At 43.3% G+C, this 20,217-nt stretch carries 16 protein-coding genes; 6 read left to right on the top strand and 10 right to left on the bottom strand.

Features of this window, described 5'->3' with window-relative positions:
- Entirely contained in the window at nt 1-1,416 is a 1,416-nt protein-coding gene (locus AC59GT_RS06515; RefSeq protein ID WP_497236869.1) for an RtcB family protein, read from the bottom strand.
- A gap of 510 nt (nt 1,417-1,926) precedes the next feature.
- Between AC59GT_RS06515 and AC59GT_RS06510 the strand changes: the two genes are divergently transcribed.
- The 4 genes from AC59GT_RS06510 to AC59GT_RS06495 all read left to right on the top strand — a co-directional run bounded on the left by AC59GT_RS06510 (nt 1,927) and on the right by AC59GT_RS06495 (nt 5,068).
- Entirely contained in the window at nt 1,927-3,459 is a 1,533-nt protein-coding gene (locus AC59GT_RS06510) for a DEAD/DEAH box helicase (protein ID WP_497236868.1), read from the top strand.
- A 46-nt stretch (nt 3,460-3,505) separates the two neighbouring features.
- On the top strand, nt 3,506-3,766 hold the full coding sequence (locus AC59GT_RS06505) for a hypothetical protein (RefSeq protein ID WP_497236867.1): 261 nt from the start codon (nt 3,506-3,508) through the stop codon (nt 3,764-3,766).
- Nucleotides 3,767-3,834: 68 nt separating this feature from the next.
- Nucleotides 3,835-4,203 (top strand): hypothetical protein, encoded by a 369-nt coding sequence (locus AC59GT_RS06500; RefSeq protein WP_497236866.1) that lies wholly within the window; start codon nt 3,835-3,837, stop codon nt 4,201-4,203.
- A gap of 106 nt (nt 4,204-4,309) precedes the next feature.
- A complete protein-coding gene (locus AC59GT_RS06495) occupies nt 4,310-5,068 on the top strand; it encodes a hypothetical protein (protein ID WP_497236865.1) in 759 nt (252 codons plus the stop codon).
- A gap of 425 nt (nt 5,069-5,493) precedes the next feature.
- Here the strand turns inward: AC59GT_RS06495 and AC59GT_RS06490 are convergent, their stop codons facing one another.
- Nucleotides 5,494-7,284, bottom strand: coding sequence for a DUF6119 family protein (locus AC59GT_RS06490; protein WP_497236864.1), 1,791 nt, complete (start codon nt 7,282-7,284; stop codon nt 5,494-5,496).
- Between the two features lie 642 nt (nt 7,285-7,926).
- Between AC59GT_RS06490 and AC59GT_RS06485 the strand changes: the two genes are divergently transcribed.
- Both AC59GT_RS06485 and AC59GT_RS06480 read left to right on the top strand, forming a co-directional pair.
- A complete protein-coding gene (locus AC59GT_RS06485; RefSeq protein ID WP_497236863.1) occupies nt 7,927-8,439 on the top strand; it encodes a hypothetical protein in 513 nt (170 codons plus the stop codon).
- A 118-nt stretch (nt 8,440-8,557) separates the two neighbouring features.
- Entirely contained in the window at nt 8,558-9,040 is a 483-nt protein-coding gene (locus AC59GT_RS06480; RefSeq protein ID WP_497236862.1) for a YybH family protein, read from the top strand.
- A gap of 41 nt (nt 9,041-9,081) precedes the next feature.
- Here the strand turns inward: AC59GT_RS06480 and AC59GT_RS06475 are convergent, their stop codons facing one another.
- The 8 genes from AC59GT_RS06475 to AC59GT_RS06440 form a co-directional block, all read right to left on the bottom strand.
- Nucleotides 9,082-9,243 carry a hypothetical protein gene (locus tag AC59GT_RS06475; RefSeq protein ID WP_497236861.1) on the bottom strand — a complete coding sequence of 54 codons (162 nt, stop codon included), beginning with the start codon at nt 9,241-9,243 and terminating at the stop codon, nt 9,082-9,084.
- A gap of 221 nt (nt 9,244-9,464) precedes the next feature.
- Nucleotides 9,465-10,538 (bottom strand): glycoside hydrolase family 76 protein, encoded by a 1,074-nt coding sequence (locus AC59GT_RS06470; RefSeq protein ID WP_497236860.1) that lies wholly within the window; start codon nt 10,536-10,538, stop codon nt 9,465-9,467.
- Nucleotides 10,539-10,604: 66 nt separating this feature from the next.
- Entirely contained in the window at nt 10,605-11,765 is a 1,161-nt protein-coding gene (locus AC59GT_RS06465; protein ID WP_497236859.1) for a glycoside hydrolase family 76 protein, read from the bottom strand.
- A gap of 65 nt (nt 11,766-11,830) precedes the next feature.
- A complete protein-coding gene (locus tag AC59GT_RS06460) occupies nt 11,831-12,970 on the bottom strand; it encodes a SusE domain-containing protein (RefSeq protein ID WP_497236858.1) in 1,140 nt (379 codons plus the stop codon).
- A 41-nt stretch (nt 12,971-13,011) separates the two neighbouring features.
- A complete protein-coding gene (locus tag AC59GT_RS06455) occupies nt 13,012-14,649 on the bottom strand; it encodes a RagB/SusD family nutrient uptake outer membrane protein (RefSeq protein WP_497236857.1) in 1,638 nt (545 codons plus the stop codon).
- A 12-nt stretch (nt 14,650-14,661) separates the two neighbouring features.
- Nucleotides 14,662-18,069, bottom strand: coding sequence for a TonB-dependent receptor (locus tag AC59GT_RS06450; protein WP_497236856.1), 3,408 nt, complete (start codon nt 18,067-18,069; stop codon nt 14,662-14,664).
- A gap of 213 nt (nt 18,070-18,282) precedes the next feature.
- On the bottom strand, nt 18,283-19,233 hold the full coding sequence (locus tag AC59GT_RS06445) for a FecR family protein (protein ID WP_497236855.1): 951 nt from the start codon (nt 19,231-19,233) through the stop codon (nt 18,283-18,285).
- Between the two features lie 94 nt (nt 19,234-19,327).
- Nucleotides 19,328-19,918 carry an RNA polymerase sigma-70 factor gene (locus AC59GT_RS06440; RefSeq protein ID WP_497236854.1) on the bottom strand — a complete coding sequence of 197 codons (591 nt, stop codon included), beginning with the start codon at nt 19,916-19,918 and terminating at the stop codon, nt 19,328-19,330.
- Between the last annotated feature and the right edge of the window lie 299 nt (nt 19,919-20,217).

Raw genomic sequence — 20,217 nt, 5'->3', positions numbered from 1 at the left:
TTATTCTTTATTCATTCTTACAATCCTTGGAAAAAACTTACCCTGGATTTCCACCAGCGATTGCTGTGCACTAATTACCGCGTCAATGTTCTTATAAGCCATCGGGTTTTCTTCCACTGTGCCGCCAATTAGGGTCACACCTGCGTTATTAAGCAGTTTCTTCATAGCAGAAACTGTAATACTGTCCTTGGCCTTTTGCCTGCTCATGGCCCTCCCGGCACCATGCGATGCGGAATACAAACCTTCACTGTTCCCCTTACCCGCTACCAGGTAGGCAGGCGCCGTCATGCTGCCCGGAATAATGCCCAACTCGCCTTTATGTGCAGGCGTGGCACCCTTGCGGTGGATGATCACGTTTTGCCCGTCCGGCAGTTGTTCTTGCCATGCAAAGTTGTGATGATTTTCTGCCACGTGCAGGGCAGTTAACCCTAATGCTTTTAAAAGATTAGCGTGTATTCTTTCATGGCAAGCTCTTGCATAATCGCCGGCCAGGGTCATGGTAAGCCAGTACTCCTGCCCTGCTTCGCTGTTCATGTCCAGCCAGGCCAATTGCTGTGCATGCTTTGGCAGTTTACAGGTATTCATAGCTATTTGAGTGTAGTGCCGCGCTATTGCCGAGCCCAGGCCCCTGCTACCCGAATGCGTAAGCAAAGCGGTATACCGTTTCGCAGGCAGGCCAAGTGTATTTTCAGCCAGCAACTCTATCTCGCCAAATTCTACAAAGTGGTTGCCATTGCCCGACGTTCCTAACTGTCGCACTGCTTTCCCGCGCAATGGTTTTAGAAAGCCTATCTCATTATACACTTGGCTGTCCAGCACTTCATGCTCCTGCCGGGTATCAAGCCCTCCTTCCATACCAAAATGGGTATGATTTTTAAGTGCCTGTTTTATCTGATAATCATAACGTTTTAGATAAGCTTCGCCCTCATCAATAATAGTTAATGCCATACGGCAGCCAATGTCCATACCTACTGCATACGGTAGCACCGCGTTATTTGTAGCCAGCACCCCGCCAATAGGCAGACCAAAACCCATGTGCGCATCAGGCATTAAAGCGCCCTGTACGCTTACCGGCAACAAATTGGCAAGCTCCATTTGCTTTTTTGCAGCACTCTCTATACCCTTGCCACCGTAGGTTTTACAGTAAACAGGTTCGTGCCGTAGTTCAAACGTTTTAAAGGCAGGGCCGTCCACTTTACCTATTATCTTTGCGGCTATCTTCGCCGTTAGCTCATCGTCCAGAAATGCCTCCGGATCGTTTTTTATGTTCACCAGCAGGTCCAGCAGTTGTTGCTTACTGTGGTGTTTGAAATTTTTAGCGGCTATACCAATAACCAGGCTTCGCAGCTGGTCATTATCATACCCAATCTTACTCAAATCTTTTGTTTTTAAATTGCCCATGTGGGTTATGTCCATAAAGCCGGGATAACGCTAATAGAAGCTGTACCCGGCTGTTGTTTATACTTCGTTAAATGTTTGCCGCGCCGGATGAACATGGCACGGCCATGCATGTGTATTTAGCACATGTGATATTAAATTGATGTTGATTTGTGTCAGTCCTTGATTAAGGACATACCCTTTCAGGAACGCTCAACGAGCCGGAAATCGGCAAGCAAAAAAATGCAGGGCTACTATTGTAACCGGTATTTTAAAACTGAAAAATACAGAATTTGCCTGCCTTGTTAGGCAATGAGCGAGAGGGGCAATATGTAGATTTGCGCTGTCATGATTCCTTGATATTAAATGGTTAACGAATCAGGAATTGGCTGCAAATATAGATATTATTATACAATGCTGAAATAATATCTTCTTCGTTGCAATTTCATTCAATGATCTTTCATCAGGTACCGCCACTATTGGCTGAATTCTTGATTAAGGTTACACGTGCTCTGCCTACTAAGGCATTGTTGTAATTTACTAACCAGCATGAACATTACTACCAATTTGTTACCGAAACAAACACCAACAACATTATACGAATATCAGCAAAGGGATATTGATACACTGTTCAATAAAATGGAACAGGCTGTATGCAATTACAAACTATTGTACCAGCTGCCTACAGGCGGCGGAAAAACGGTGATCTTTTCTGAAATAGCTAACCGTTTTATAAGTAAATACGGTCAAAAAGTGATGATCCTCACCCACCGTGCAGAGCTTTGCAATCAAACCTCATCTACCCTCAAAAGCCTGGGCATCAGGAACAAGGTTATTAACAGTGCCGTAAAAAAGCTAAGCAAAAGAGACAATTACGGCTGCTATGTAGCCATGGTGGAAACGCTCAACAACCGCATAAACGAGGGTGTCTTTAACACCGATGAAATAGGATTGGTGATTATAGATGAAGCACATCACAACTCGTTTCAAAAGCTGCTGGACAAGTTTGACAACGCCCGTATTATAGGTGTAACCGCCACTCCCTACAGCTCTGACATCACGTCCCCTATGCGCGACACGTATAACGAACTGGTGATTGGCGAAAGCATCAGCGCCTTAATAAGCCAAGGGTTTCTGGCGAAGCCAACCATATGGCGGTATGATGTTGAACTAAATACCTTACACACCGGTACTCACGGTGACTTCACGACCAGCACCTCCGATGAACTTTATGCATCGCCGGCTATGCTGGACCTGCTGCTGCACGCTTACGAAGCACATTCTAAAAATAAGAAGACGCTGATATTTAATAACGGAATTTTCGCCTCTAAAGCGGTGTGTAAAATGTTCAACGATGCCGGTTACCCTGCCCGCCACCTTGACAGCGAAACCCCTGCGGCCGAACGTGAGGAAATATTAAAGTGGCTGAAGAAAACCCGCGGTGCTATACTCACCTCTGTATCTATCTTAACAACCGGGTTCGATGAGCCAACCATACAAACCGTAATACTACACCGAGCTACTACTTCATTAACATTATACCACCAGATGATTGGCCGCGGATCGCGAAAGCTGCCGAACAAGAAGAACTTCACCATTATAGACCTGGGCAATAATACAGAACGGTTTGGGGCCTGGAACTCCACCGTTGACTGGCAGTACGTGTTTGACAAGCCCGAAGAGTATTGCGAAAGCATCCACTGCCAAACCAGCCACGATGCGCACAGCATGCCTTCTGAAATGCGATCAAAGTTCCCGAATAGCCTGGAGTTGTCTTTTGACATCCAGACGGCTTACCAGGAGGCAATGGATAGTCATCAAAAAGCAAGCACTGTTATCAACGCCTCTATTCAGCAACACGTTCAGATGTGTGCCGATAATGCCGAGACCATTACCGAAGCACTGACACTGGCCGGCGAACTAGATAAAGAGATTGACTGGCGTGTAAAACAATACGGAAAATGCCTGGGCAAAGTAACCAAGAACTACCTGGAGTGGCTTCGCGACGATTACAAATCTAAATTACAGGTCCTGATACAAAAAGTAATGAGCAAGCGCATGTCGCTTAAGGTTGCGGTATAGCGGCGTTATCGTCGGGTTCATCCATATCGGCTTGGCGGTTTCGTAATTGGCCAGCGTTTTGGCCAGCTGCTGCTTTATTTGCGGCACCGACACCGGCGGCGGCTTGCCCTTCCTGAACTGGAGCCGCCAGTTTGGCGACCCTCGTATAGCCCACTTCGTAGGTATGCATGCATTACAACTCCTGCCCCTAGTAGCCTTTTATCTGCTAAAGAACGTGCGCTTTACGCTACTGTTTGGCGCTGTTTACGCGCTGCTGGCCGTGCTGGTATTAATTCAGACGTTAAACGGGCGGCCATTGGTGCAATAACCTTAACATGCCTTCAAAAAGTGGGTTACTTATTGCATATTTTAATATTAAACATAAAGTACGCAGCTATGGAAGAGAGAAAAACAACAATATTGGTAGTTGGCATCATCGCAGTTATTGTTGCGGTGCTTACTGTAATTCTTCCAGAAATACGCTATAGAAGCAATAAAGCTTTCAATTACAAGAGTTGCACAATTAACTTTAACTATGGTATTGACGGTATGGAAGCCGACGTTTACCGGGTAAATCAAAATCGCTTTGCGCTTTGTTTATGTGATCTGTACCAAAGAAACCCCGATACTGCAACTGCAAACAAGATCGTGCATATTTATAAATTTAACAATTTTGATACTACACGCACTAAAGCAAACTACAGCTTAGACAGTATCATCAAACACAGGTACCAGCAATTCGACACACTCGTGCTTATCGATTAAAGCTTTTACATTTCCTGTTGAGACACACGCGCCACGCGTACGCCAGCGGAGGGGTAAACCGGAAGATTAAGTATATTAGGAACATAAACCGGGAACAACTATTATAATGACATCTTCTCCACAGGTGCAAGATCTTAAGCTACTGCTCAGCGCATTTCGCGATGGGCTTATACGTGGGGTGATATCTAAAGACGAAATTGTAGCGTGGGCTGATCAGCGTATTGAGGAGGCAGATGAACCTGACTATTTTTTAATTGAGATCTCGCTTAGTCGCGACATTAATGGCCTTGTTGAAGTGTTTAACAAGCATGTAGAACCGACGGATGATCCCATAGATATCAGGGCGCTTTTAGGCCACATATACCACACGCAACCTATTTATGATATTAACGAAGTAGAAAATATAGCGGCGTTAGTGGGCAGCCTTTATTCGCCGCTAAAACTAACCGCTTTTGAGAATAGCACCATTTACAATTTTGGTGAATATGTTATCTTTTATTTACCCGATTTAACGCAGCTGCAAGTAGAATTGATAAATTTTCTGTCCATCTATAAAGCATTCACACTTAATAATTACAACCAATGGGCTGATGTTAACGAGCAGGTATTGGAGTTGCTAAAGGAAGAAGAAGCGCGTGCAGAGGAATTGGATGAATTGCATTTCAGAGCCAGGTTAAAAAAAGATAAACGGCTAAAATGGAGGCGGAAGTTGATTGCAGGCGTCATGCTTTTAGTCCTTTTCGGCCTTTGTTTTATCGTGGGTAAAGTAGTTTTTCAAACGAGTAATAATTGGCTTTTGTTAGTTGTTTCAGTTTTGTGCTTTTTTGCCCCGTTGGGACGCCGATTGCTGCAAAAAGAGCGATAGGTAAATCGATCTCCGCTGTCGCAAGTATGCAGCGCAAGACTGTGGGCCGAGTACTTGTGACTTATATTAAATGTCCGAATGGCATCAAATAAAATTAAGCCGTGAAACAAACCACCTAACAACCGCCAAAGTTATAAAGTATAGCTTTCCCTAATCATTAAATTTAAACTTACTGCTCACATCATAACGTAAGTACAATAGACTATCTGCTTATGGTAGTAAAGTACAAAGTTAGACAGGCAAAAGTACGCCACGCCTTGGCCCACGCTGCATACTTGCGCCAGCGGGGGTGTGTGCTACTGATGTGGATAGATATTTTCAATACATTATATGACGGGCTCGAATAGGTAAAGGCTCACCAACACACTTGCTATCAAGAACAACCCTTACCTTACCGAATAGACGATAATTGCCAAAACCAAACATCAAGATTCTGAAGAAAGACTATTATCATTTCTAAAAATTTGGTGAACGAACAATGGGAAGTAATTAGCAGTCATTTCCTGGGAGCATTGGATAAGAGAGAACCTCGCAATATTAGAATCGTATTTGTCCATGTGTTCATCAATTGGTAGGTCTTCAGTCAATGTAGAAGCAATCGCGATAACGTAATGAATATTCTTTTTAAATAACCCCTTAAACTTACTAAGGGTAAGATCATCGAAATTCCGATCGGAACTACTAAGTTTATCATAGAAACGATCTAGAAAACTGCTATCCTTGCCATTAGTCGCTTCTTTCAACCGCCGGGCGGAAATGAGTACTTGATTAGTTAATTCCCGCACCTTCGAGTTAAACCCAGCTTTAACATGACAAAGATAGAGGTTCTTTTTGTCATAGTGTAGGACGTCACAAAGTTCCACGCCATCAACAATCAAGGCGTCACAAACGATATAGCCCTCTTCAGAATCATACAAAAAATTATATTGCCGCTCGTGTGGTAATTGGTCTTTATTCCAGTAAAATTTTAGTATCCCAGATTTTGCGCGATAAAGGCGGAAAATGTGTTGCGCATTGCTAATTAAATCTTTGATAAATTGTTCTTTTACAAAATACCAATTGGCATCAATAAGAAAAACAGGATTGTTTTTAAAAGTAAATTCCGCACTAAAATGGAATAAAAAACTAGAACTCGTAGTAGTCTTATCTCCTTTCATTGCGGCAATATGAACGCCCCAAAGGTATTCGCCAAATTTATATTCATCATTTATTCCAACTCTTGCAACTGCCTGGTCCATCACCCGGCGGAAAATATCCTCACGATTGTTTAATTTATCAAATGGTTTATAACCCTTTTCTTCAGTTTTTTCTTTAAGTACATAAGTCTCTGCTTCATAAAAAAGGTCAATACGGTTAGGATTGCAGAAATCGAAATCAAAACGGTCAGTGACTAAGCGGCTACCATTGTATATGACGGCAAGGTTATTGTAAAGTTTTCGAATTAAAAGTTTACGCAGCTCATAGATCTCTTTATTGTCGGTGATTGGTTTATAGGAGCTTAAATATTCCTGTGGCGGCTGAGTAGCAACAATCGTTAAATCCTCAATTAGTTTATGCAAGCCATCGAAATCGAAGTTTTTCCCAATTTTGAAACCAGCACCAACCGTCAAGTGTAGTCTTTCTCTTTCGTTACTTTTTAGTCGGGCAAAATAAATATCAGTTGATTTACGGCAAAGTTTAACATGAATTTCTTTAGGTAGTTTACCAAATCTGGTGAAGTTAATAATGCGGTATTCGTTGCGGAACTGCTCATTCATACCGATTCGCAGTCCAGTAATTCCTCGCGTTCGAATCGATGTTAATTCATCCAACTCTGGCTCGACAATCCGGTCATAAGCTGTAATACCAAAAGAATGATCTATATAGGGGATAATCAACATAAATGCGCTGCCGCCAACAACAACAAATAGCTGGAATTCGGTCTTAATAAATAGTAACAATGATAATTTCTGCTGCGTAAAATCATTGTCAGCAGTCAGTTCTTCAGGCAAAAATTCTGACCAATCAGAGTTATGCTCACGTGCATTCAGCAAAAAAAGATAATAAGTAAAATTCCCCCGCTGAAAAGTCGATAATTCATTAGGATCAAAAACCTGCTCAAATTGAAATTTGATCCGACCTTTATCAACGATTTTTTTAATGATATCTAGAGTATCTAAGTTCTGTAACTCGTGATGCTCTTTGTTGATTTGGTAAACATTAGGTGTGATAGGCATGCGTGGTTTATAAGCCAAGCTAAAATATGAATATTAAAGTACTTACATAATATTGTTAACTATATAATTCATAATAAGATATGATTTATAAAATAAGACTATATCTTGCTTATTTGACTAGCTCTTGCTACAGTACACGTCCTCACTGGTGGATTATCAATGCCAGTCATGCCCACAGAACCTGCATTGTTTTGCTTGCGGTGTCAGTGCGAGTTTGTTACAGACCGGGCATAGGTTAAAATATACCTTGTCAGGGTTGTCTTTCAGAATACGTTCGGCACAGTTCAATATAAATTGATTATAACCTTTCTCAAGATGATCCAATACAAGAGGATCATCACTTAACCACCCAATTCTTAGATATAAACTTGTTCGCCGGACATCATTTTTATCCTCGAGTTTCAGGGTAGATCTGTGGTGCCTTAATGCTTTCGTCTCCATCAAGGTCAACAACTCGCTATAATGAGTAATAATATACCCGGACTTTTCTATTGTGAGGTTCAGCATTGATAAATATAGAAACAAATATTGTTTCTACTGCTGTGGAAAGGTCACCCGAAGCAGCGGCAGCTAACAGCCGCTATAAACGCCTAACAGGAATTCACTAACTTTTTATATTTTTAAAGAGTTAAACCTATCATAATGTCTGCAGAGCATATTACTCCCAATGGTGCGCAAATCGCCCTAACCCCCGTTTCAAGAAGAAGAAAGTTACTCCCGTGGTGGGTGTTAGTGTTTACGTGGATGTTTTTGATATTCGGCGCGGCAGTGCCCGTATCAATCATATTAGGCATACTAAACTATAAATTTCAACTTTCTTTGCTCGGCATCAGCACTTATGATCCGCTTTCCATAACCGGGGTGTTCCTGGTCATCCTTTTCGCGTTTAAAGCAGTAGTTGCTGTTGGCTTATGGACCGAAAAAACATGGGCAGTTAAAGTTGCCCAGGTGGATGCAGTACTGAGCATTGTTGTGTGCTGTTTCGCCATGATTTATTCCTGGTTTGTACCCCAGGAAGGTGTTCGCCACTTTAGCTTAAGGCTGGAGCTATTGATTATTATCCCCTACTACATTAAAATGCAAAAAATACAGTACGATTGGGAATACTTCGATAATGAACCACTGCCGGAAAGCACCGGTCTCACAGAGCAGTAGTGCTTATCCTTTGGTGCCGCAAGCGTGACGCTCTACCCTCCTGTGCAGATTTCATACAAGCTGTAAGTGATTATTGTAAACAGGTTTTGTGTATCTTAGTATATCATCCACTATCACCATGAAACGCATTCTCCACATTTTACTAATAGCCGGTATATCAGGCCTGTTTGTGTCGTCGGCCCGCGGGCAAAACATCGACACCGCCACCAACAATACGGCTATAAGAAAGCTGGTTAAAAACTATGAGGATGCCTGGAACAGGCACGACCCAAAAGCGCTTGCCGCCAACTACAGCAGCGATGCTACCTGGGTTAATTGGTTTGGGGCATACTACATAGGCAGGCAGGATATTGAAGATCATTACAGAACCACCCATAACGGCTATTTTAAACAGAGCCATTACTACACCCGCGCGGTTGAGGATATACAATACCTGAAACCCGACGTGGCCATTGCCCACGTGCGGACAGGCCTTTCTGACGATACCCGTTACCCGGGGGAAGTATTTGAATTCCGCCGGATGATCGTGCTCATCAAAAAGAACGGCACATGGCTCATCCAGGCCGGCCAGAACGCGAAACTGGAAAAGGGAATAAAATAAATTGACTTTAGAAGTTTAGAGTTTCGGGCGGCAATTGGCTCTCACGTGGTGGTTTGACGTCCGTCGCCAACTTTTAAAAAACAGGCGAAAAACATGTTTTTATAAAAACCTGCTTTATGGACCATCGGCGGGGCAACGGGTTGTTTTCGGCCTCTTAAAAAGTGTGGTTTTTGCAGATTTTGGATCACCATTTTGGCATCCATTTTTCAAAAGTCCAAAAACGCAAGCCCGGAAAGTTGGCACATCGGGGCGCTGGAATTCAGCCTCACCCCTACTGCATATAGGCGAAATGCTGTTTCAAACTGTTTCGCTTTGTTTCGCCTGATTTTGCAACTAGCTATTTATCAGTCACTTAATAAATAAAAGTGTTTCGGGTGTTTCACACTGTTTCACTCCCACCCGAAACACTTTTGTTCAGCAAACGCTATTTCGAAAGCAACTTCTGCAGCCTGGCGTAAGTTTCCATCATCGCGGCCTGGTCAATCAGCGACTTTATCTTCCTCTTACCCAACATGTTCTGTTCGTCGCGCTCGTCTTTCCACACGTGCTCGGCATCATCGATGATAAACTGCAGCTGCTTTTTGTCTTTATCTACCTTGTAAAGTTCTATTACACCACGTACCAAAACGGCGTTAAACCAGTAATTACCAGGCAGTTTACCCTCTCTGAGAAACACCTTTTCTGATGCGGCAGCCACGTTTCGGGCGTCGGTGAGGTACTTTTTGTCTTTGGTAATATTGTACAAAATCACCCCGGATTGCAGCATTGTGCCCGCATTATACGTATAAAACGTCGAATCAATTTTCAGGGAAGGTACCTTCAGCGCGTCGTAATAAACACCTTCAGGAGCCAGCAGGTTCTTTTTTGTCCAGTTGTAAACCTTTATGGCGGTGTCCAGATAGGCTCTATCTTTAGTTGCCTGGTATAAACGCAGGGCAACTATAATCCCCGGCCCGTTTGAGCAGGTATTTTTGCTTTTCAGGTTACCTTCTTCCCAGTAAAAGCCGCCTCCGCCCACCTGGTTGTAGCCAGTCAGCAGGAAACGGTAGATCATTTTAGAAGTTTCCAGGTATTCCTTTTTGTGGGTACGCGCGTACGCATCCATCAGCGCAATGGCTATCCACTCGTTATCATCATAAAAGCGGGGATCTGTTTTCTCTTTTACCACCATGGCCTGGTAAGCCGGCGCTGGTGCCCTATCAGTATAATACTGGTCTATAGCCTTCATTACAGGGGCGATGCACTGCTTTTTAGGTTCCAGTACTTCCATCTCGTTTGCTGCCTGCAGCAATGCTGTTAAAGGCCACAGGAACGAATGATTGCCCTTATTAGTAGCGGCATCGGTGGTTTCCAGGTACAGGTTAGCTTTAGCATCGTACAGCTTGCTATAGATGTTCTTGTTTAATGCTTGTACGCGGGAGTTGTAGTTAGGAGTTTGTGCTATAGCGCTCAAAGCTATTGCACCGCACAGCAGCGCGGTTAACGACAGTTTTTTCATAGATAATGTAGGGTCAAATAAAAAATCTTCCGGGCAAGTTTCACCCGGAAGACCCAATCTCAGTACTTAAAATTTGCCGGCTGCTTTTAACGTGGCTGCGGCCTCCATCGTCGTAACCCCGCTTATTTGCGTGGTTAAGTCTATTGCACCCGAGGGCTTGGTTTTCCAATCCGGACTAACCAGGTAATCGGGCCTGCTGATACCTTTGGCAAATAAAGTTTCGGCATTATATTTTAAAAACTTCGCGTAAGCATCGCGGTCGGTAGATGCAACATCTTCTTTCAGCGTAAGCAGTGTAAGGTATCTTACTAAAATACCTTTAAACAAACCACCGTCGCCCTGACCTTCGCTTTTCAGCAAACCACCGGGTGATATATCAAGGTCTTTAATAGTAGCTGTTGCGGTGCGCACGGCATCAGCAAGGTAAGTGCCGTCGCCTGTTACATTATAAAGCTCCAGCGCGGCGCCTATAAATACGCCCTGGTTGTAGGTGAACTTGTTTTTGCTGATCTGGCCATCATGGTTACCGTTTATACCATCCCATATGATCCCTGATGAAGGATCAACCAAAGTTGTTTTTAACCAGGTATACAGTTCTTTGGCCAGGGTAAGGTCAGCCTGGTTCTTTTGCAGGCGATATAGGCGCGCTGCAAATATTATGGCAGGAGCGTTAGCTGGTGTGTTCTTATAATCCAGCTGTGATTTACGCCAGGCTATACCCCCGCCCTGGTTGCTGTTAACACCGGTTTTAATATCCGTCCACAAGGTGGTTGCGGCAGCAAGGTAATCGGCATCTCCGGTAGCTTCGTAAGCGCGCAGTGTTGACAACGCCAGCCACTCCATGTCGTCGTAGTATTCGTTTTGCAGTTTATTGCCGTTGCTGATCTTTGTACCGTTCAGCAATGATTTCATGCGCTGCTTGTAAACTTCGTTCTTAGTGCGCAGGAATGCATCTGTAAAAACATCCATTGTATGCGCCTGCGGCCAATAGTTATAGTTGGTATTGCCTGCGCTGCTTTGTATAAAGTAGTTACCGTTTGCCGACAGGAAGGTTGCGTAGGTTTTATCTTGTAAAGTATCCGCCGTAGCTGCAAAAGTGTAGTTAATTACTGCGGAGGGCTTATTATCATACAGCGGAAAGGGTTTGTCTTTTAGACAAGATGTAAGCATAACGGGGATAAGGCCCGCTAGCGCTGCTTTTTTTATTCGTTGAGTTATGCAGTTCATAAACTGATGTTTGATGATTAGATGCTTGCAGGCTTAAAATCCTGCAAGCATCTCTAGTAAGCGAATTAGTTACCTGTTACTGTATGCGTGTATTCCGGAACAGTAGTATTAAAGATCACCTTAATGCTTGCCGTTTTGTTGTCAAAGGCGTGGTTGAACTTAAAGGTGTAATCGTACTGAGAGTTGTTTACCGGTTTCATGTAGTAGTATGTAGGCGGCGTGTTAGCGTCTGCAGCGCTGTTATCTGCATTTGCACTACCATAATACTGGGTTGTTGTGCTGCCATCAGCATTTTTGAATGTAAACCTGAATTTGTAGCGCTCATCGCGGCCCCATGATTCCTGGTGGAAAACAATCGATTTGTTGTCTGCACTCCAGGTACCGTTACCTGAATAAGGCAGATCAAACCATATTTTGTTGTCAGCGGAGAACCACAGACCTACAGCAGTTACTTCCGTTACTTTATATGAGGCAACGTTAAAATCAACTTCTATCCTTTCAACTTTAGTAGCGCCTGCGAAATTGGTGTTACCTGCTTCTGTAAGCTTGGTGCCATCGTAAGAATAAGTACCCGGGGTACCTGTTATACGATCAGCAAAATGAAAGCTTCCCTCTTTTAGGGACGTGAAAATTTCAAATTTACCAGGCGCAGTTTGCTTGAATTTTACCGCTTTGCTTAAATCATCGCCACCTTCAGTAGCAGTACCGGTCAGGAACAGCTCAGTAGGCACATCAGTGAAACCAGCAGGGCGCTCTATTTCTATCACGCGGCTTTCTTTAGACGCTACCTCATTAATACCTTTTGATGAAATCACCCTCCAGATTACCTTACCTGATTCCTGTGGCTTAACACCAGAAAGCGTCGCAATCTTGTTCAGGTCGCTAAAAGTTAAGGTAAGTTTGTTGTATAAACCGTTACCGTCAGATGGTACTGAATACAGCGGTTTAGAGAAATCGCCGCCTTCTTTATCAAAAGCAACTTCATAAAGCACCAAGCCATTATCTTCTGCATGAGCTTGCTCCCACTCAAATGCTACCGACCCTGCTGCACCTGACACTATTTTAATGTACTTAGCATTTTCCGGTAAAAACAGATTACTGACTGCAGATACATTAGTGCTGCTTAACGTTTTATCTTTTTTGCAGCCTGTTATTACAAGCATTGCAACTATACCTGCAAGCAGGCTATAAAAAATATTTTTCATGATCTTATTTGATTATAAATTTTTCTACAACTATTATCTAATTACCAACCCGGATTTTGTGAAAGATTGGGGTTAATGGCTCTTTCGTCCCGAGGTACAGGCCACAGGTAGTTTTTGCCGGCATCAAACGTGCGCAGGTTGGCGCGTATGTAACCATTGTCTATGCCAGCGGGTCCAAACTTGGCACCATGTGCCCAACCATTTAGTACGTTTTCTGCAATTTTCCAGCGGCGAATATCAAATATGCGCAGGCCTTCCATAGCAAACTCAACACGGCGCTCATTGCGTATTGTACTGCGTAGCTCTGACTGGTTTGCTGCAGGAAAATTAACTGCAGCGGCATCAGTAAAGCCAGCACGAGTGCGGATAGCCTTCATAGTTCTATCCCATACCCCGGCATCCATTTGGTTAAGCTCGTTCTTAGCTTCAGCATACATCAGTAACACGTCCGCATAGCGGATCAGAATAAGGTTTAAGCCTGAGCCAAAATCAGCTACGTTAGATGTAGGATCGAAATATTTGCGCGTGTAATAACCTGTTGGCGATGATGTTGCACCTGGGGAATACTCGTCAAAGTGAGAAGGATCCGGATCAGTATTCGGCTTGGTGTATATCGTCTTCAGACTGTTATCACGGTTTTTCCACTTATAAAGGTGATATACTACTGTATTGGTTAAGCGTGGGTCGCGGTTTACATAAGGGTTGTTCTCGTCGTAACCAGAACCAGACTCGCCTGGCTTTTTACCGTTAAGCATCAGGTAGCTGTCTACCAATTCTTGCGTTGGCGCTATGGCGTTTAGCCTGCCCCCTACCGAAATTGGTGCCATGTCCCTAAAGTCCGAGTATGACCTGTTACCTGCTGATGGCGGAATGTATTGAAGATCAAACATCACCTCGCTATTGTACTCGTTTTGTGGTAAGAACAATCCTTCGTAAGAGTTGAATAAAGCGTAAGTGCCATTGGTATTGTTACCAATTAGCTTTTCGCATTCGGCAACCACATCGCTCCAGCGGTTGTCATTCAACAACACCCTTGCTTTTAGAGCAATAGCAGCGCCCTTGGTAGCACGGCCGCGGTCGCCTTCTGCCAGCGCGGTGTTTACCGGCAGGGCTGCCGCAGCCTCGTCAAGTTCTTTTAATATGAAGGTCACAACGTCCGCCTTAGGTGTACGTGATATAACCTTAGCTTCTTCTATAGAAAGGTCTTTTTCAACCAAAGGGACATCGCCCCAGAAAGTTTCTAAAATAAAGTAATGCCATGCACGTACAAATCGGGCTTCAGCCTTCATTCTTGCTTTTAAATTGGCGTCCATTGATGTTACCTTATCAACATTCTCCAGGAAAATATTACAGGTTTTTATACCGGAATAATGGTCCCTCCACTCCTGTTTAAAACGGCCCAGTGAAGCATCATAGGTGCCGGCTGCCAAAGATGCAACGCCGTTATTGTCGCCCCGGCCATTGTAAGCATTGTCAGACATTGCCTCTTGTGAAAAGAAGTAGCCACTGTTTGATATTTGCTGATAAGCGCGGTTCAGTACAGTATTGGCTTTCTCTGTTGTTGTCCAGTAGTTGCCGTCTGTAAAGGCGTCGGTGGGCGCTAAATCGAGCTTTTTGCAAGCTGTTGCCGAAAGCAGCAGCAAGGCAACGTATATTTTATTGATATTAAATTTTTTCATGTCTGTAGCGTATTATAAAGTGATATCAATACCAAACCCATAATAAATTGGCAGCGGGTAAGACCGCGCACTGTTGGCACCACCATTTTGAGGTAGGGCAGCATTGCCATTCAATTCAGAAGATTCCGGGTCGATAAACTTCATACCCGAAAACGTAAGTACGTTTTGACCGGTTAGGTAAGTTCTCACCTTTCTCATACCTATCTTTTTAGTGATAGATGACGGGATGGTATAACCTATCTGGATGTTTTTTACCCTGAGGTAAGAGCCATCAAACAGGTACATGTCTGAACCACGGCGGAAGTTATTCTCGTTAGATTGGCTGCCACTTGCGGTAAGGCGAGGGTAACGTGCATTAGGGTTCTGCGGTGTCCAGTAATCAAGTTGGTGCTGGTAAATAACCTGTGAGTAGTTCACGTGGAACGGCTCTACCTGCTCACCTCTTACGAACATACTGCGTTTGCCCACACCTTGTAAAAACAAGTTCAAATCAAATCCTTTTACCACCAGGTTGTAGGTAAAACCAAAGGTTAACCGAGGGAAACCGTTGCCTAGGACAAACTTGTCATTTTCGTCTATAATACCGTCTTTATTAACGTCGACATAGCGATTGTCTCCCGGCTGTACGTTAAGACCTGCAGGCTTTGGGCCATTGGTAATATCATCAAGGTTTTGGAAATAACCGTCGCGTACGAGACCAACGTATGAACCTATCGGCAAGCCAACTTTGTTAATCAGCTGCATTTCGTCGCTAGTACGTATTTGGTCGCCGCCCTCAAGTTTTAACACCTTGTTCTTGGTGTCCCCAACATTGAACGCGAAGCTATGGTTAAACGCACCCGTTTTTACACGGTAGTTAACGTTAAGCTCCCAACCACGATTTTGCACCTCGCCTGCATTGTAATCTGATGCATTAGCGCCGTACACACCCGGTACAACCGGAGGTAACAAGATATCGCGGGTGATCTTATTAAAGTAATCTACACCTACAGTGAGGGCATTTCTGAAGAATGTCAGATCTGCTCCAATGTTGAATGTCGATGCGCGTTCCCAACGGATATTCGGGTTTGCAAACTGAATGTCAATAACGCTTACCTGCCCATTGTTAAAGCTATAATAATCGTTTTGAGAAACCCTGTAATTGTTTAAGAACTGATAGTTACCAACGTTTTGGTTACCTAATATACCGTATGATGCACGCAGCTTTACATCGCCCACCTTATCGCGGTAGTTTTGCATAAAGCTTTCTTCGGTCAGGCGGTAGCCTAAGGTTAATGATGGGAAGAATGCATCACGGTTTTCCGGTGCAAATTTAGATGATGCATCTAACCTGAAATCGGCCTCGCCATAATATTTGTTTTTGTACGAGTATGACGCCCTGCCGAACAACGAGTTAAGGCTGCTTTCCTGCGTATGGCTGTTTGTTCCGGTAGATGATGTTTCGATAACCGTTCCCGTAATAGGTGTACCTAATTCAGGATCGGTAAACTTCAAGCGCAGGTAGTTGCTCTGTGAATTAGTAGACTCATTTGCAACACCAATTAACACATCCACATTATGGTCTTTATTAATGGTTTTGGTGTATTGCGCTAAGAACTGTGAGTTAACGAAAAGGTTCTTATCATTTTCGTCATTTGTGTTTCTATCAGATCCGTAGGTACCCTTAGGTAAAAAGTTAACCTGTATAACACGACCAAATAAATGATTAGACAGTAAACTTCCACCAAATACGCCCTTAATTTTGAGGTCTTTAGTAATACCCAACTCGGCAGTAAGGTTTCCAAAAATATTGTCGTTATCACGCTTGCGGTAACCACCTTTTTCTAAAATGCCCAGCGGATTAAATTCAGCCAGTACATCATTAGTGAGGTAATTGCCCTGTGCATCCTGTATATCGTAGTAGGTTGGCGTTCTGCCGGCATCTACAATTAAGGTACCTGTTCCGAACGAGTGCTCTTTGATCTCGGTACGTGTGTAAGCCAGTATGCTGGTGACTTTTAATCGTCCAAAGTCACTGCTCAGGTTCATGCGGTAGTTATACCTTCTTAAGCCGTAATCAGGACCAACCAGGTTATTACGCTGATCGAGCACACCTGCAGATACCAGGTAGGTTGATTTATCGCTGCCGCCAGATAAGCTTAGGTTGTGATTCTGCTGAACGGCATTTTTTAGTATAGCGTCCAGGAACCATTCTTTATCTCCCTGTTGCTGAAATTGACGTATTTGTGCCGGGCTGTAGATAGGTGTTAAACCTGCATTTACTACAGCCTCGTTACGTAAAATCGCGTTTTCGTAAGCGTGTACTGGCTTATAGCCTACATGCGGCACCTGAACTCCAGCCTGTCCATTGTAAGTAAGTACAGCGCCTGCATTCTTTTTGCCTTTTTTGGTAGTAATTAATATTACACCGTTGGCTGCACGCGAACCGTATATGGCAGCGCTACCCGCATCTTTCAGTACCGACATGCTTTCGATATCATTCGGGTTTAGCAGGTTGAGCGCGCCCGGATCGCTGGCGGTGATACCGTCGATAACTAATAGCGGGCTGTTGTTGCCAAAGGTACTTACACCACGTATGTTGATAGATTGGTAAGCTCCAGGCTCGTTGCTGGTTTGCTGTATAATAAGGTTAGGCGACGTGCCCTGTAAAGCCTGTGTAAGGTTAACAGCAGGTTTACCCTCTATAGCAGCAGAGGTTACCTGGTCTACTGCGCCAATCACGTTTACACGCTTTTGCGTGCCATAACCCACAACCACAACTTCATTTAACGAGCTCTGTGACGGTACCAGCTGAATATTACCAAGTGCAGTTTGCCCGTTTAGCGGTACTTCTTTAGAAGTAAAGCCAATAAAGCTAAAAACCAATGTTCCGTCTACATTTGGAAGGTCTAACACAAAGTTACCGTTAACATCTGTCACGGTACCAATGCCAGTTCCTTTGAGCTTTACGCTTACGCCCGGCAGCGGTGCATTTGCATCATCAACTACCTTACCCTGCACTTTCACGGCGCTTGCATTGCGTGTTGTAGCAGCAAAGGTGGCGGCCTCTGCCCTGTCTGTGATGACTATTACGTCATCAATGATTTTGTAACCCAAATCAAAAGGAGTTAGTACCTCGTCCAGTACCTCTTTGACGGTTTTGTCGGTTACATTTAAATTGACCTTGAACGACGGCTTTAAAATGTTATCTGTGTAAGCAAATTTTACATGTTTATCGGCAGCCATCTTATCCAAAGCATCGGTAAGCTTTAAGTTTTTAAACTTAAGCGTAACCTGTTGCTCCAGAAATTTTTGGCCATACGAGTTGTTTGCAACGGCAGTGAAGCAAGTAAGACAAACAACAAAGCAGGCGAGCGAGGTAAATTTCATTAATATTAATACATAACGAAGCACTCCATTTGGAAATAGAGATATATTCATAGATTTGAATAGATTAAAGTGTTTGAAATTCAAGTGCAGCGTTCTGAATTGGACCTCTGATACGTACACTTAATAATAACCCGGCATTTTAATTACCCTGATTCAATCTCGTTGAACAGGGTTTTTTTATGTATTTATGTCATCATTCGTTTTAATTTAGGTGAACTGATAATTGGTTTTATCTTGTTAATTACAATTGGTTTATTTCTGATCTCAACAACCCTTACCTTTTAGTCTGTAAGTTTCTCCGTGCGCTATGGCTTTCCCTTTAACCAACTTGGAGATTATCTTTAATATATTTTGTAAGGAAACATTCGTAAAATCGGCCGATATAGAACACTTCGTAAGGTTATCATCAGCCGTTATCTTTACATTATACCGGTGGTAAATAGCATTCAGAACTTCAGTAAGAGGCATGTTTTTAACCATAAACTCTCCATCTTTCCAGCCGCTTACCGCAACTACATCTATCCGCCGCGAGGTTACAGTGCTATTGTCTTTTTTGTTTATTAATACTTCCTCTGCAGGAGTCAATAAGACGGTTTTTATGTTGGGTGCTACCACGCCTACTTTGCCTGTTGCCACATCCACTTTCACAAAACTATTCTCCGGATAAGCTTTCACATTAAAGCTGGTGCCGAGCACTTGAGTTTTAATATTGCCTGTATGTACAATGAAAGGTTTTTTAGCATCATGTGCTACTTCAAGAAAAGCTTCGCCTGATAATGTAATTTCCCTCTTGTCACCACGAAACGTTTCCGGATAGCTGAGCTTACTATCACCGTTAAGCCAAACCTTGGTACCATCTGCAAGTGTGAAGTTGGCTACCTGGCCGTTTACTGTTACAAGTTGCTTTTGAGGTATTGGTGACACTACATCCAATATTTGGAGGCGGTGCTTAACGTAGAAAACCGAGAACGATAGCACAGCCATGATAGATGCTGCAGCTATCCACTTACGCCGGCTGATGTTGCGCTTAGCCGGAATCGCGTCGATGCCGTTTAAGACACGGCTATATACCGCGCTGGCATCAAAACCTGCTTCTTTGCCGGCTGCGGGCTCATTGTTGAGTTGCATATGGTCAAAGTATTTATTCACAAGTTTTTCTTGCAAAGCGCGGTCTTTTGCCTGGATTTTTTTTCTTAGAAAAGTAAACTTTCTCATGGTTTATATATGTAAGATGCAATAGAAGAGCCTACCCCCTAAGGAAGTTTAAAATATTTAAGCAGAAGCAAAATGAAAGTGAGCGGCGCTCGGTTTAATTTTCGGTGGCTATTATAATAGCAGCAACAACCATTGGGAGATAGTCGGAAAGGCCGGTGCGCAGGTAACGCAATGCAATGGTCATTTGGTTCTCTACCGTTTTTATAGAAATGTTCAGTCGGGTGGCTATTTCTTTATTGGACAGGTATTCTTTACGACTGAGCGTAAATATTTCGCGGCACCTTTCAGGAAGGCGCTGAACATTATTGTCTAAAATGGAATTGATCTCTCTTTGATGCAGCTTGCTGTCAGCGGCATACCTTTCGGTTAGCATTGCTATGGCAGAAAGATCGAGCGTTGCCTTTTGCATGCGAATGTACATCAGCACCTTATTTTTAACAGCAACTTTAAGATACCATTCTAACGACGAGATATTGAGGGAGTTTCGCTTTGTCCAAAGATCTATAAACAGTTCTTGTACCAGGTCTTCGCACACCACCTTATCTCTAAATAGATTATAGGCAACATGGTATGCCTTGCCCGAATACCTGTTGTACAGCATTTCAAACGCCTTACGGTCGTCCTGCCTTAATGCAGTTAAGAGTGTTGCATCAGGCCACATTTGATATTCCTGTTCCGGAAGCATAAATGAGCGGTAAATGGTTGCTGTAATTGGTAAGGCATAATTACAAAGTATTTTTGAAATAACAAATACCTGCGCGTTTACACAACAATACACATTCTAAAACAAGGCAGGTATAATCAATCCAATAAGCCGACCTGCAATATAACATGGCCATGGCTGTTGAATAATTTCCATAATTGCAGCAGTAATAGCAATCTAAAATAGAACTCTATACGGCGTGAATAGCTGGAAGAACAATTAGCAATGCTGCCATTATTAATTGTAGAACCAGACAACTAAATTTTGATAACTATTCACTA

Source organism: Mucilaginibacter sp. 320_HR (assembly GCF_059691875.1).
Note: the sequence above shows the minus strand (reverse complement) of the source record. Positions and strands in the feature narration are given on the sequence as shown.